The organism is Bradyrhizobium sp. NC92 (assembly GCF_025200865.1).
Taxonomy (GTDB): Bacteria; Pseudomonadota; Alphaproteobacteria; order Rhizobiales; family Xanthobacteraceae; genus Bradyrhizobium.
In genome coordinates this window covers 1,699,985-1,712,609 of sequence record NZ_CP104171.1, presented here as the reverse complement: position 1 = coordinate 1,712,609, position 12,625 = coordinate 1,699,985, and the positions used below count along the sequence as shown (strand labels likewise).

The following is a 12,625-nucleotide window of genomic DNA, read 5'->3' as shown; positions in this document are numbered from 1 at the left end:
CTCCGTGAATCAATAGATTGTCTCACCAGCGACGAAAGAACCATGCCTTTTGTGCGCTAGTGAGCCATGAGAACGGGGATATCCGCGTGCTCCAGGATATGGCTGGTCGCCCCACCGAATATCATCTGCCGCAGCCGCGTGCGGGTGAAGGCTCCTTTGATCAATAGATCGCAACCGTGTGCCCTGGCGGCATCGAGGACCGCCTCACCAGTTTCGCGCCCCTCCAGCTCAACGCTGATCAAGCTGGCCGCAATGCCATTGTATTGGAGTTGCCGAGCGATCTGACCGGCAGACGGTCCCGGCACCGCTTGGCCGCCGACAACCGTTAGGACCGATACCCTTTCGGCCAGACGAAGCAACGGCATGGCAAATGCGTTTGCCCGAGCTTGCTCGGTACTCCCGTTCCAGTGGATCATGATGTTTGTTGCGACGCTTCTTGGTGCATTCGACGGCGCCAGCAGAACGGGCCTGCCGCTCTCAAACAGCGCGGATTCGATCGCGCGGCGGTGAGGGCCCGCAGCATCAACGTCAGACCGCGCCATCACGATCAGATCGAAAGCGCGCCCATAACTTCCGATAAAGTCTTCGCCCTCAGGCGCGTTCTCCAGCCAGCCGAAGCATGGCGGGTTCGACCCTGCGGTGGCTCGAGGAACAACATGCTTGAGCATGAATGCTTCGAAGAAGTTGCGCATGTCGTTCAATTCGGCTTCGCTCTTCACTTGATACGAATCCAGGAGAATGCCGGTGGCCAATTCGGCGGCCGCATATTGAGGGATGCCGAACCGGAGTGGAAAACCTTCGATATAGGCGCCGGAACGTCGCGCGATATCCAAGGCCACAGCGAGCGTGGCTGTCATCATCGGAATATTCTGAAGCGGGACCAAGAGCGTCTTCATTTTGAATCCCCGATTTTTCTGACGAAGATTGACGGAGGATGCCTGCTTTCAATTGGGGTAGCGTTTGCGAATTTTCACTTTGCGAGCGATTCAGTTTGTCACAATGGTTGCAATCATGCGGCCTGCTCAAGCCTCGTATCGATCTCCTGGCGCAGCGCCGCGAAGTCGATTGGTTTGGTCAATAGGTCGGCGGCGCCCTTCTCCAGCGCCTTGCGCCTGGTCTCGGCATCACCGTAGGCCGTGATCATGATGACAGGCACATCGGGGCGGGCCGAGCGCACGATAGGCAGCATCTCCAGTCCGCTCATTCCGGGCATGTTGATGTCGGACAGGATCAGAATCAGGGTGGCATCCGCAATCTCGGCCGCGCGCTGCAATGCCAGGGGTGCCGAGGATACGAACTCCATCAGAAAACGACCGGCGCGCAGATCGCGCCGAAACTGCTGGCGGAACAGCGCCTCGACATCGGGCTCGTCGTCAACGACCATTATATAGACGCTCAACTTCTGCCTCCCGTCTGCAACGGTGCCGCCCGCGTGCGCGGCAGCGTAATGATGAACTCGGTATATTCGCCCGGCTCGGTATCGACCTCGATGCTGCCGCCGTGCTGCTTCACGATGATGTCGTGGCAGATCGAAAGGCCAAGGCCCGTTCCTTCGCCGGCAGGCTTGGTGGTGAAGAACGGATTGAATATCTTCTCTCTGACATCGGCCGGGATGCCGGTGCCATTGTCGCGAATGCGGATTTCGACGGCGCCGCCGAGGTCTGTGGTCGTCGCGCGCAGCCTTGGCTCGAAGCCGTCACCGGCGGCGTCCTTTTGCTTGCTTGCCGCGTAGAAGCCGTTTGAAACCAGATTGAGGAACACCCGCGTGATTTCCTGCGGATACAGCTCGAGCGCGCCCGCAGACGGATCCAGCTTTCTTTCAAGCGTGATGTTAAAGCCGGCTCTTTCCGCGCGGGCTCCGTGATAGGCGAGGTTGAGGCTTTCCTCGAGGATGGCGTTGATGTCGGCCGCGCGGCGTTCGCCAGACCCTTCGCGGGAATGCAGAAGCATATTCTTGACAATGGAATCGGCGCGCGTTCCGTGCTGCACGATCTTTTTAAGGTTACCTCTCAGCATGTGTATCAGCGCGTCGATGTCCTGCCTTTCCGCCTCGCCCAGGCCGGCTGAGCGCAGCACGTCGCCGAGCTCGTCGGTGAGTTCGGAGGACAGCGCCGCAAAGTTGTTGACGAAATTGAGCGGGTTCTTGATCTCGTGCGCAATGCCGGCCGTGAGTTGCCCGAGCGAGGCAAGCTTCTCGGTCTGGATCAGCCGGTCCTGCGCATTTCGCAACTCCTCGAGCGATTGCGACAATTCCATGGTGCGCTCGCGCAACTCATTCAGCAGGCGCGCATTTTCGATCGCGATCACGCCCTGGTGCGCGAAATTGGATACGAGCTCGATCTGCTTGTCCGTGAAGGGTTTGACTTCCTGGCGGAAGATCGTGATCGTGCCAATCAGCTCATCTTCCTTGAGCATGGGCACGATGACGAGGGTCCTTGCGCCGGCAAGGTCGGCAAGCGCGCGAACGTTGGGGTTGCCTTCGACATAGGGCGGCTGCGTCCTGATGTCGTCGATATGAACCGTCTGATGCGTCTTCTCGACGGTGCCGAGCCCGCTCGCGGGATGTGGGCGAATGTGCTGGTAGAGCCGGGTATCGACATAAGCTTGCGGCGCGTTGTGCAATGCGACCGTGCGAAAGCCGCCCTCCTCGTAGAGATTCATGGTGCCAAAACCGGCGCCGCAAATTCGCGTCGCATTCTCCAGCATCTTGTGGAAGACCGGAGTAAGTGCGCCCGATGAAGCGCTTATGATTTCCAGCACCTCCGATGTTGCCGTCTGCCGCTCCAGCGATTCATTCAATTGCTCGAACAAACGCACGTTGCCGATGGCGATGACAGCCTGATCGGCAAAGGTCTGCAGCAGCGTGATCTGCTTGTCGTCGAATGGGCGCACCTCGGTACGACGCAGCACGATCGCCCCCATGCTCTCGCCTTCGCGCAAGAGCGGCACACTCAAAACGGTCCGAACGTTGGAGCGAAGCGCATATTCGCGTCCTGTCGGGTATTGCTCCCCTTCGGGCCCGAGCAGGTCGTGCACCTGAACGGTGCGACGATCGATAATCGCCCAGCCGGTCGGCGATTTGACACTGATCGGTCGTCGGCTCCACACCACGGGAACCGGGCCATGGTGCGCCTGGATGACGATATCGTCGCCATCCCTCAGAATGACCAGTGCATCATATGCCTCGCAAAGCCCGCATGCGCTTTCCACGATCGCCTTGAGCACCGGACCGACTTCGGTCGGGGAGGAAGCGATGACCCGCAAGATATTGGCGCTGCCGGTCTGGTACGTCAGCGCCTCGGACAGATCGCGCGTCCTGGTTTTCAATTGTTCGAACAGCCGGACATTCTCGATGGCGATCACCGCCTGGTCGGCAAACGTGGCGACGAGCTCGATCTGTTTTTCGGTGAAGGGCTGCACGCGCTTGCGGGCGATCACGATCGCGCCGATCGGCTCATTCTCGCGCAGGAGTGGAACACCGAGCGCCGTGCGTTGACCCGCCATCGTGATCGACGCCTGCAGGCCGTATTCGAGATCGGCAGCGACGTCGAGGATCTGCACCGGACGGCGTTCGAGGACGGCTCGACCCGTGACCGTGCCCCTGCCGGGGGCGATCGGATGAGCCTGCAGAAAAGCGATGTAGTCCTCGGAAAACCCGACCGCTGCTCCGGCCTGATATTCATCGCCCTCGCGGCGCATGATGAAGGCCATCTCCGCTTCGCACAGCCGTGCCGCCGACTCGACCAGCGTGTCGAGCACGGTTTGCAGATCGAAGGTCGAGCGGCTGATCACCTTCAGCACATCGGCCGTCGCGGTTTGCTGCTGGAGCGATTCGGCGAGGTCGCGCGTCTTCGCCTGGACCTCATCGAACAGCCGCACATTCTCGATCGCGATCACGGCCTGATCGGCGAAAGTGGAGACCAGGTCAATCTGCTTATCCGTGAACGAGTTCACGGTCTTGCGGCCCAGGAATAGCACGCCGATCGTTTCTCCGGACCGGAGCAAGGGTACGCCCAGGAGGGTGCGGTAACCGCCGGCCCTCTGTTGCTCGGGATAGGCATAGTCCGGATCGACCAGGACGTCCGGGATCTGAACAGCCTTGCCGCACAGCAGGACGCGCCCGACCAGGCTACCGCGTCCCGCATTGAGCCGAACGCCCGCCGAGGCCTTGGCCCACTCGGGCGAGAAATTGTAGCGAGTTGCATGATAGTAGCCACCATCGCCATCGTGCCGGACGATTGCCGCCATGTCGGCACCACACAGCCACGCCGCCGATTCCGTCAGCGTGTCGAGAACGGTTTGCAGATCGAACGCGGAGCGGCTGATGACTTTCAACACATCGGCGGTCGCGGTCTGCTGCTGCAGCGATTCCCGCAAGTCGTCGGTACGCGCCTGCACCTCGTCGAACAGCCGCGCGTTCTCTATGGCGATGACAGCCTGGTCGGCGAAGGTCTGCAGAAGCTGCACATGATGCGGAGCGAAGGCCCCCGGCTCGGCTCGCGTGACGCTGATCATGCCGATCACCACGCCGCCGGTCGCGAGCGGAACGAACAACATGCTGCGAAAGCCGCGGGCCCGCGCGATGAATTTGATGTCGTTCGTCAGCGCTTCAGTATCGGGCGTCGGCACCACCTTACCGGCCTCTGCCCTCGCAAAACTCTCGAAATCGGCGATCGGACGCGGAAACATCTTCTTCAACGCTTCATCGGCGGCAGGATTCGTCGGCGTGAACGCCGCCAAGTGGGCATTGCCGTCGATGAAGCGGAATACGGTCGTCGAAAAGCCGCCGAGCAAGGCATTTGCGCGCCTCGCGATCGCATCGAATACCGGCTTCACCTCCGATGGCGAACTGGCAATGATCTTGAGAATGTCCGCGGTGGCGGTCTCGCGATCTTGTGCGGCGCGCAATTCGGCCAGGAGCCGCGCGTTCTCCTGCTGCAAATCCGCCACAACGTCCTGAGGAAGCGCGGCCATGATGAAAATCCACGTCGCCAGCCGGTTCGCGGCCGACGTCAAAATCTAATCAAGAATGTATCGGGAATTATTCCACCATCAGGTGCTTTCGACCAGAGGTACCGTGAGTTGATTTTCGATCGACTACGCGTCAATTCGCCTTTCGTGATCGACGAAAGCGGCGAGTTCCGCAAAATGCCGCTGGAGGCCGCTTTGCTTCGGGTCCGCAGGCCTCGGGGGCGCGGGACCCGAGTGCCGCGAGCGCCGTAGATTGCGTCCTGAAACACCCTAGGAGAACCCCATGGCGACCATATTCATCACCGGCAGCACGGATGGCCTCGGCCGGGCGGCGGCGCAATCGCTCCTCGATCGGGGCCACCACGTTGTGCTGCACGCGCGTTCGGCCGATCGTGCTGCGGCCCTCGGCGGGCTCGCTTCGCGCGCCCGGGGATTGGTGATCGGCGATCTCAGAAGCGCCGAGGAGACGCGGAGCATCGCCGACCAGGTCAACGCGATCGGGCGCACGGATGCGGTCATCCACAATGCCGGCGTCTACACGCGGCCGAGCCGCGGCGCGACCCCTGAAGGCCATGCCGAGACGCTGGCCATCAACACGCTTGCGCCGTTCATGCTGACGGCCCTGATCGCGCGGCCCGCCCGATTGGTCTATCTCAGCAGCGGATTGCACCGCGGCGGAGAAGGCTCGCTCGACGACCTCGATTGGACCAAGCGGGCCTGGAATGCGGCCAAGGCCTATGCCGAGAGCAAGCTGCACGTCGTCGCGCTCGCCTACGCGCTGGCGCGGCGCTGGCCCAACGTCCTCTGCAACGCCGTCGATCCCGGTTGGGTGCGCACGAAGATGGGCGGCGCGGGCGCCCCGGTCGATATCGACACGGGGCAACGGACCCAGACCTGGCTGGCGGTGAGCGAGGATCACGCGGCGCGGGTGAGCGGGCACTACTGGCATCATCTCGAGCAGCAAGAGCCGGCCCGCGAGGCGACCGATCCGAGATTTCAGCACCAGCTCATCGGCCAATTGACCGAGCTGACGGGCGTTGCGCTGCCGGAGGTGTGATGCACGATGTAATCCTCGTCATTGCGAGCGCAGCGAAGCAATCCGGAATCCCTCTGCGGAAAGACTCTGGATTGCTTCGTCGCAAGAGCTCCTCGCAATGACGGCGGAGAGTGCATTTCACGCCGCGCGCTGTGGCCGCCAGGCCGTGTAGAGACCGATCAGTGTCCCGATGGCGACCAGCGCGGCTGCCAGCAGCACCTGCAATTCGCCATCGTCGGTGGGGCCGATGGACGACACCAGCCTGGTCACGATGAGGAACAGAATGCCCACCGCCGCCGCCGCACCGACGCCGAGATAAGCGAGCTCGCGCCTCAGGCTGCGGCCGAGCAGTCCGAGCGCCGTGAAATACATCGCGCAGGCGTTGGGATGAACGAACAAGGCAATGCGCGCATAGGGGCCATAGGCGTCGAACAAGGACTCGCATCGGCGCAGGGCCGCCTTAGAGGCCACCCGCTGCAGGAACGGCCGGAAGAAACGAGCCTGTCCGTAGCTGAGAACGGCGCCCAGGATGATGGCGAGCCACGCCGCGACGAAGACGGAGCCATCCACGGCCTTCGGACTGAGCGCCACGGACATCAGGATGAGGGCGGTGCCGGGAAAATAGCCGAAATACGGAAAGACCGCTTCCACCAGCACGCAGACGAACATGAAGGCCGGAAACCATGCCGACCCGGTCGCGCCATGGACGATGGCGTTCAGGTCGAAGAGGCTCGTCCTGTAAAGTACGAGGTACATGCACATGGCGAGGGCAGCCAGCGCGTAGAACGGCAGCGCTCCCGACAAAAACCGTCTCATCCAATCATCAAGCTTTGTTTGGCGGAGACGACGGCCTCGCGCTGTTCCGGATCATGCTTTAGGCCAATGGGCTTGATGCTGTCGATGGCGCTCTTTGCCACGCAACCGCACCTGGGTTGGCGCACCCTACGAGATCGATAGAATCTCGATCTCCTGCGCGCCAGAGCCGACGACGTCGCCGACCGCCTTGCCCATCAGCGACCTCGCGACCGGCGCGACGAACGATATCGAGCCGGCCTTGGGATCGGCCTCGTCCTCGCCGACGATGCGGTAGGTCTGCACCCGGCCGTCGGCGCGACTGAAGCTCACGGTGCTGCCGAAGGCGACGATTTCGGTCGCGACAGGATCGGTCATCACCTGGGCCGTGCGCAAGCGTTCGGTGAGATAGCGGAGATCGCGCAGGGGCACGGCCGACTGCCGGCGCTTCTCGTTGACGTCCTCGATGGCTTGCGCGGCTTCGTAGGCCGCGCGCGCTTCGGCAAGCTGCGTCTGCAGCGCCTTGAAGCCTGCTTCCGTCACGAGGTTCGGATGCGGCGAGATCGGGCGGTCCGGCAACAGCGTCTCGGACGCAGTTTCGGCGCTCTCTTCCTTGGTGAAGGCGACGCTCAATTTGAAGATCCTGTCGAACGTTTCGTTGGCGACGCCGTGTGGCGCCGACGTCCGAGACTATATCTCAAGTTCGACAAAACGGCGGAGCTTGAAGACGAGATCCGGCACGGCCTGACGGAACCGGGTTGCGTTCTGGAAACTGGTCGAGAACGGCGCGAAGGTCAGCATCGCGTTCCAGTGCCGGTAACCGTAGACCGTGACCGAAACGCCGGAGCTCGGGAAGTTTTCCAGCTTGCGCAGCTCGCCGAGCACCAGATCGGCGATTGCCTCCGCCGGCAGCAGGCGCTTGCCGTCCCGCGTGGTTGCGATTGACTCGGCCGGCTTTGTGGCCGCCGGGACCGCATCGGGCGCGCGCTCGGCCTTGGCCGCGGCCGCATCGGACTTGGACGTCTCGACGGGCTCCGCGGGATCGGCCGGCACAATCGGCGGAACCTCGGCGAGCGGCGGCGGTGCAACATGGTCTGCGCGCTTGTTGCCTCCCAGGATGCTGCTGATCATGGCCACAAGGCCGGCATCCTTCACCTCGTCACTCATCAATCCCCCCCCGGCCGAATGATCGGCGGCACCACGTTCGCTCACGTCGCGCCGCCGTGCGATCCGTTACCGTTTGTCGAACGGAATGTACTGCTGGTACTGCTTGGGCACCGAGCTGCGGTAGCGCGCCGGCACGGTGCCGGTGTCGATCGAATGATCGATCTCCTGCTGCCGGGTCATCTTCTTCTTCGCCGGCTTCTTCGATGCGCTCTTCTTGCCGTCAGTGGGCTGGCTGGACGTGTCGGTGGTCGCGCTCGGCGCTGTCGTCGTCGCAGCCGGCGCAGGGCTTGTCGCGGCAGGCGCGGCGGTTCCGCCCGTGGCTGGAGCGCCCTGCGCCAGCGCCAGCGGCGATTGCACCATGAGCACCAGCGCTGCCGTCGCAGCCAGCAAATATGATTTCTGCATCAGAACCTCCAATATGCCTGATCCGAATGGGCCAGCGTAGGCCTCCGGCATCGACGCGTGCAAGTCCGTCGACAATAGTCCTATCCCATGCCGGAACTGTGGTGGGGATCACATTACCGGCAATGGCCTATCGTCATGACATCGCAGCGCGCGTCACTGCGCCGCCGCGCCCCGCTATGCGCGCGCTCCGAGGCCGGTCTCCTCCAGCCGCGTCGCGAACCAGCGCGACAGTGCCTCGTCGACGGCGCCGGAGACATAGACCTCCGACATCGTCACATGGGGCCTGTCCAGCACCAGCAGCAAGCCGACCCAATAGGGAAACCAGACATGGACGTCGGTCAGCGCCCGCAGCTTGTGCTGATCGTGATCGAGCGGCGTGTGATTGCTCGCCTTGCGAATTTCCACCGCGAGCAGATTGTTCGGGATCTCGCGCTGATGCACGACGACATCGGGGTAGATCGACTTGCCGAGATGGTCGTCGGTCGAGATGATGGTGCCGTGCGGCAGATGCAGCGTGCGTTCGCCGAGCCGGTCGTAATTGCAATCGACCGACCAGCCCGAAAACTGCTTTTCCAGATGCACGGCGAAGCGGTGCGTGACCGCCCGCTCGCCGACATCCTTCTCGAACAGGAAAGCCTCTTGGGCGTAGAAGTCCCGGAGCGCCGCGATCACCTTGTTCAGCTCGGTCTGCATCATGCCTCCGGGCTCATGGCGCTCTGTCTGTTGCCGCCCTACATCTGAACTTCGATCAGCCGCGGGCCGGGCTCGGCGACGGCTTCCGCCAACGCCTTGTTGAACTCGTCGGCGTTGGTGACGGCGCGGCCGGGCACGCCCATGCCCCTGGCCAGCGCCACGAAATCCAGCGTCGGCCGGTCGAGGCGGAGCATGTCGTTGGCGCGCTGGCCGGGCTCGCCGGCGCCGACATTGTCGAACTCGCCGCGCAGGATCTGGTAGATGCGGTTGGCGAACACGATGGTGACGATGTCGAGGTTCTCGCGCGCCTGGGTCCACAGCGACTGGATCGTGTACATCGCGCTGCCGTCGCCGACCATGGTGATGACCTTGCGGTCCGGGCAGGCGATCGCCGCGCCGATCGACAGCGGGGTCGAGAAGCCGATCGAGCCGCCCATGTTCTGCAGCCAGTCGTGCGGGGCGGCCGCCGCCGTCGGCGGGAAGAAGCCGCGGCCGGTGGTGAGGGATTCGTCGACCATGATCGCGTTCTCGGGGATCGCACAGGCAATGGCCTGCGCGATCGAGGCGAAGGTGAGCGCGCCGGTCGGCTTGACCAGCTCCTGCAAAGCCTGCGGCTTGACGTCCCTGGCGCTGGCCTTCACGGCGCCGGCGAGCGCCTCGAGCGCTGCGACCGAATTCTCGCCCCAGGAGGTCATGCGATGCACCTCGCAGCCCTGCGGCTTGAGCATGCTCGGCTTGTTCGGATAGGCGAAGAACGCCACGGGATCGTCGGACTCGACCAGCACGATGTGACGGAATTTTGCCAGCATCGGCAGCGCGTTCTCGATCACGTAGTGGATGCGGTCGATCGAGAAACGGCCGCGGCCGCGCGCCATCTTCGGACGGAAGGTCGGGCCCATCACGGTGCAGCCGGTCTTGCCGGCGATGCGCTCGGCCAGCGCGAGGCCATGCTCGCTCAGCGCGCTGCCGGTCATCAGCAGCAGCGTGCCTTCGCCGTCGCCGTGCAGGATTCTTGCGGCCTGCTCGACCGCCTGCGGCGAATAGCTCGCGCGCTGCTGCTCGGCCGGAACCTCGGCAATGCCGTCGGCTTCGTTCCAGGCGGTGTCGGCGGGCAGGATCAGGGTCGCGATCTGCGGCGGCGCGCTTTTGGCGGCGGCAATCGCGGCGGCGCCGTCGGCGGCGACCGATTTGGAATCCGGGGAGGTGCGGACCCAGGACGACATCGGCCGGGCCAGGCCTTCGATGTCGGAGGTCAGCGGCGCGTTGTAGCCGATGTGGTAGACGGCGTGCTGGCCGACGATGTTGACGATGCCGGAATTGGCCTTCTTGGCGTTGTGCAGATTGGCAAGGCCGTTGGCGAGTCCGGGACCGAGATGCAGCAGGGTCGAGGCAGGCGTGCCCTTCATGCGGAAATAGCCGTCGGCCGCACCCGTCACCACGCCTTCGAACAGGCCGAGCACGCAGCGCATGCCCGGGACACGATCGAGCGCCGCGACGAAATGCATCTCGGAGGTGCCGGGATTGGTGAAGCAGACGTCCACCCCGCCCTGGACCATCGTCCGCACCAGGCTTTCCGCACCGTTCATTCTGTCTGCTCCCGCAACCGGCGTTTCCAGTAATCCGTTCGGTCAATCATTGTTCGCGCGGCCCGTCAAAGCAATAGCGGGCATTGCGGCCCTGCCCCGCGTGACGAGGCGCGGATTTGGCTAACGCTTTCCAGCAAATTGGCGCAGTTGCGATTTGGTAACGCCAGTCGTTAACGATGCGACCCTCACGGGCCCGTGGCTTGCGGAACGCGCGCAAATGTGGCCTCTGGCTTCGGTTGAATCGATTTTTTCTGGGGGAAATGATGATCCGGTTTTTTGCCGCACCGATGACCGCAATGGCGCTGTTGCTGGCTGGCGCAGCCGACGCATCCGCGGCGGGGATGATAGACTTCACGGGCACCAGTTCCACCGGCTATCTCGGCCACGGTGCGAGCCCGATTCCCCGCACCACCGTCATGTATAACGGCAATTACGCGCCCGGCACGGTCGTGGTGAACACCTCCGAGCGGCGGCTCTACCTGGTGCTCGGGAACGGGCAGGCGCTGCGCTACGGCATCGGCGTCGGCCGCGACGGCTTCCGCTGGGGCGGGGTGCACAAGATCACCGCCAAGAAGGAATGGCCGGACTGGACGCCGCCGTCGCAGATGCTGGCGCGCCGGCCGGACCTACCGCGCCACATGAAGGGCGGCATCGAGAATCCGCTCGGCGCCCGCGCCATGTATCTGGGCTCGACGCTGTACCGCATCCACGGCTCCAACGAACCGGAGACGATCGGTCAGGCCGTCTCCTCGGGCTGCTTCCGCATGACCAACGACGACGTCACCGACCTCTATAGCCGCGTCTCGATCGGCACCACGGTGGTGGTGCTGAACAACTGACCAGACGCAAACTCTCGTAGTAGGGTGGGCAAAGCCGGAGGATCGCGCGAACGCGCGGTTCGCCGGCGTGCCCACGGTTTTGAGATGGTGGGCACGGCGCTTGCGCGCCTTTGCCCACCCTACGACACTGTAACTCTCTTGCTACAGACGACGGCCGGAACCCGCAGGGCGCGTGAATTTGCGGTCTTGTGCGCGGGGCGCGAATGCGGCAGCGTCGCAGGACGATGAGCGCATCTGTCCCGCCCTCGCCCGGCCTTCGCTTCGCCCTGCTGGTGCTCGTGACGCTCACCTGTGCGCCTGACACCGCTACCATGGCCGCGGCCGGCGAGCTGCCGGCGATCTCCTCGCGCCAGCGCGCCGAGAAGAAGAGCTTCACCGACGGCGAGATCGTCGACGGCTTCCTGAAGACCGCGTTCGGCGCCGAATATCACCTCGCTGGCCGCGTCGACCGCATCCGCAAGTTCGACGGGCCGGTGCGCGTCTACGCCGAGAGCGACCGCGCCGATCGCAAGACGCAGCTCGCCAAAGTCGTGGCCGACATCGGCAAGCGCGTGCAGCATCTCGACATCGCCATGATCGAGACCAACGAAGCGGCGAACGTGCGCGTGAAGCTGGTGCGCGACCGCGATCTCTTCCGCACCATCTCGAGCTTCTACGGCGCCGAGAAGGCGCGCGAGATCCGCTCCTCACTCGATCCGCAATGCCTGTCAGGCTTCCGCAAGAACGACAATTTCGAGATCGAGCATTCCGACGTCATCCTCACCGTCGACAACGGCGATTTCACCTTCCTCGACTGCGCCTATGAGGAGCTGTTGCAATCGCTCGGGCCGATCAACGACACCACGAGCGTGCCCTGGACGATGTTCAACGACAACGTCTCGATGGGCTATTTCGACGTCTACGACCAGTACATCCTCAACCTGTTGTACGATCCCCGCATCAAGGCGGGCATGACCGTGGCGGAGGTCAAGGCGGTGCTGCCCGCCGTGCTCAAGGACGTGCGCGCCTGGGTGAAGCGGGTGAATGACCTGAAGGAGTGAAGCGCACTGCCCTCCCCTTGCAAGGGAGGGCAGTCGCATTTGAGAGCTTTTCCCTGCGGCCATCCTTCGAGACGCCCGCTTTGGGCGGGCTCCTCA

General features: G+C 63.6%; 12 protein-coding genes. 3 read left to right on the top strand and 9 right to left on the bottom strand.

Annotated features, from left to right (window positions below):
• Positions 1-56: 56 nt before the first annotated feature.
• From N2602_RS08070 to N2602_RS08060, 3 genes are all read right to left on the bottom strand, one after another.
• Positions 57-896 carry a universal stress protein gene (locus N2602_RS08070; protein WP_260382286.1) on the bottom strand — a complete coding sequence of 280 codons (840 nt, stop codon included), beginning with the start codon at positions 894-896 and terminating at the stop codon, positions 57-59.
• Positions 897-1,009: 113 nt separating this feature from the next.
• Complete coding sequence (locus N2602_RS08065; protein WP_260382285.1) at positions 1,010-1,399, bottom strand: response regulator; 390 nt, start codon at positions 1,397-1,399, stop codon at positions 1,010-1,012.
• A complete protein-coding gene (locus tag N2602_RS08060) occupies positions 1,396-4,974 on the bottom strand; it encodes a GAF domain-containing protein (protein WP_409241913.1) in 3,579 nt (1,192 codons plus the stop codon). Before N2602_RS08060 ends, N2602_RS08065 begins: the two co-directional genes overlap by 4 nt.
• Positions 4,975-5,254: 280 nt before the next feature.
• On the opposite strand from N2602_RS08060, the gene N2602_RS08055 reads away from it, so the two are divergent.
• Positions 5,255-6,028: an SDR family NAD(P)-dependent oxidoreductase gene (locus tag N2602_RS08055; RefSeq protein WP_260382283.1), complete on the top strand. Its 774-nt coding sequence runs from the start codon at positions 5,255-5,257 to the stop codon at positions 6,026-6,028.
• A 117-nt stretch (positions 6,029-6,145) separates the two neighbouring features.
• Here the strand turns inward: N2602_RS08055 and N2602_RS08050 are convergent, their stop codons facing one another.
• The 6 genes from N2602_RS08050 to N2602_RS08025 all read right to left on the bottom strand — a co-directional run bounded on the left by N2602_RS08050 (position 6,146) and on the right by N2602_RS08025 (position 10,650).
• Positions 6,146-6,823: a hypothetical protein gene (locus tag N2602_RS08050; protein WP_172788397.1), complete on the bottom strand. Its 678-nt coding sequence runs from the start codon at positions 6,821-6,823 to the stop codon at positions 6,146-6,148.
• Positions 6,824-6,949: 126 nt separating this feature from the next.
• Positions 6,950-7,432: a transcription elongation factor GreA gene (greA, locus tag N2602_RS08045; RefSeq protein ID WP_260382282.1), complete on the bottom strand. Its 483-nt coding sequence runs from the start codon at positions 7,430-7,432 to the stop codon at positions 6,950-6,952.
• Positions 7,433-7,489: 57 nt separating this feature from the next.
• Positions 7,490-7,966, bottom strand: a complete 477-nt coding sequence (locus N2602_RS08040; protein ID WP_260382281.1) for a hypothetical protein — start codon at positions 7,964-7,966, stop codon at positions 7,490-7,492.
• A gap of 66 nt (positions 7,967-8,032) precedes the next feature.
• Entirely contained in the window at positions 8,033-8,371 is a 339-nt protein-coding gene (locus N2602_RS08035) for a hypothetical protein (protein WP_260382280.1), read from the bottom strand.
• A gap of 174 nt (positions 8,372-8,545) precedes the next feature.
• Positions 8,546-9,064 carry a hypothetical protein gene (locus N2602_RS08030; protein ID WP_260383623.1) on the bottom strand — a complete coding sequence of 173 codons (519 nt, stop codon included), beginning with the start codon at positions 9,062-9,064 and terminating at the stop codon, positions 8,546-8,548.
• Between the two features lie 38 nt (positions 9,065-9,102).
• Positions 9,103-10,650, bottom strand: a complete 1,548-nt coding sequence (locus N2602_RS08025; RefSeq protein WP_260382279.1) for an acetolactate synthase large subunit — start codon at positions 10,648-10,650, stop codon at positions 9,103-9,105.
• Between the two features lie 263 nt (positions 10,651-10,913).
• Between N2602_RS08025 and N2602_RS08020 the strand changes: the two genes are divergently transcribed.
• Both N2602_RS08020 and N2602_RS08015 read left to right on the top strand, forming a co-directional pair.
• Complete coding sequence (locus N2602_RS08020; protein WP_172788402.1) at positions 10,914-11,489, top strand: L,D-transpeptidase; 576 nt, start codon at positions 10,914-10,916, stop codon at positions 11,487-11,489.
• 224 nt (positions 11,490-11,713) lie between these two features.
• Positions 11,714-12,529 carry a DUF2927 domain-containing protein gene (locus N2602_RS08015; RefSeq protein WP_409241888.1) on the top strand — a complete coding sequence of 272 codons (816 nt, stop codon included), beginning with the start codon at positions 11,714-11,716 and terminating at the stop codon, positions 12,527-12,529.
• The last annotated feature ends 96 nt before the right edge of the window (positions 12,530-12,625 follow it).

Coding starts and splice junctions, on each gene's coding strand:
- N2602_RS08035 (WP_260382280.1), bottom strand. CDS start 8,371: ATGCAGAAATCATATTTGCTGGCTGCGACGGCAGCGCTGGTGCTCATG.
- N2602_RS08060 (WP_409241913.1), bottom strand. CDS start 4,974: ATGGCCGCGCTTCCTCAGGACGTTGTGGCGGATTTGCAGCAGGAGAAC.
- N2602_RS08070 (WP_260382286.1), bottom strand. CDS start 896: ATGAAGACGCTCTTGGTCCCGCTTCAGAATATTCCGATGATGACAGCC.
- N2602_RS08055 (WP_260382283.1), top strand. CDS start 5,255: ATGGCGACCATATTCATCACCGGCAGCACGGATGGCCTCGGCCGGGCG.
- N2602_RS08015 (WP_409241888.1), top strand. CDS start 11,714: ATGAGCGCATCTGTCCCGCCCTCGCCCGGCCTTCGCTTCGCCCTGCTG.
- N2602_RS08030 (WP_260383623.1), bottom strand. CDS start 9,064: ATGCAGACCGAGCTGAACAAGGTGATCGCGGCGCTCCGGGACTTCTAC.
- N2602_RS08040 (WP_260382281.1), bottom strand. CDS start 7,966: ATGAGTGACGAGGTGAAGGATGCCGGCCTTGTGGCCATGATCAGCAGC.
- N2602_RS08025 (WP_260382279.1), bottom strand. CDS start 10,650: ATGAACGGTGCGGAAAGCCTGGTGCGGACGATGGTCCAGGGCGGGGTG.
- N2602_RS08020 (WP_172788402.1), top strand. CDS start 10,914: ATGATCCGGTTTTTTGCCGCACCGATGACCGCAATGGCGCTGTTGCTG.
- N2602_RS08050 (WP_172788397.1), bottom strand. CDS start 6,823: ATGAGACGGTTTTTGTCGGGAGCGCTGCCGTTCTACGCGCTGGCTGCC.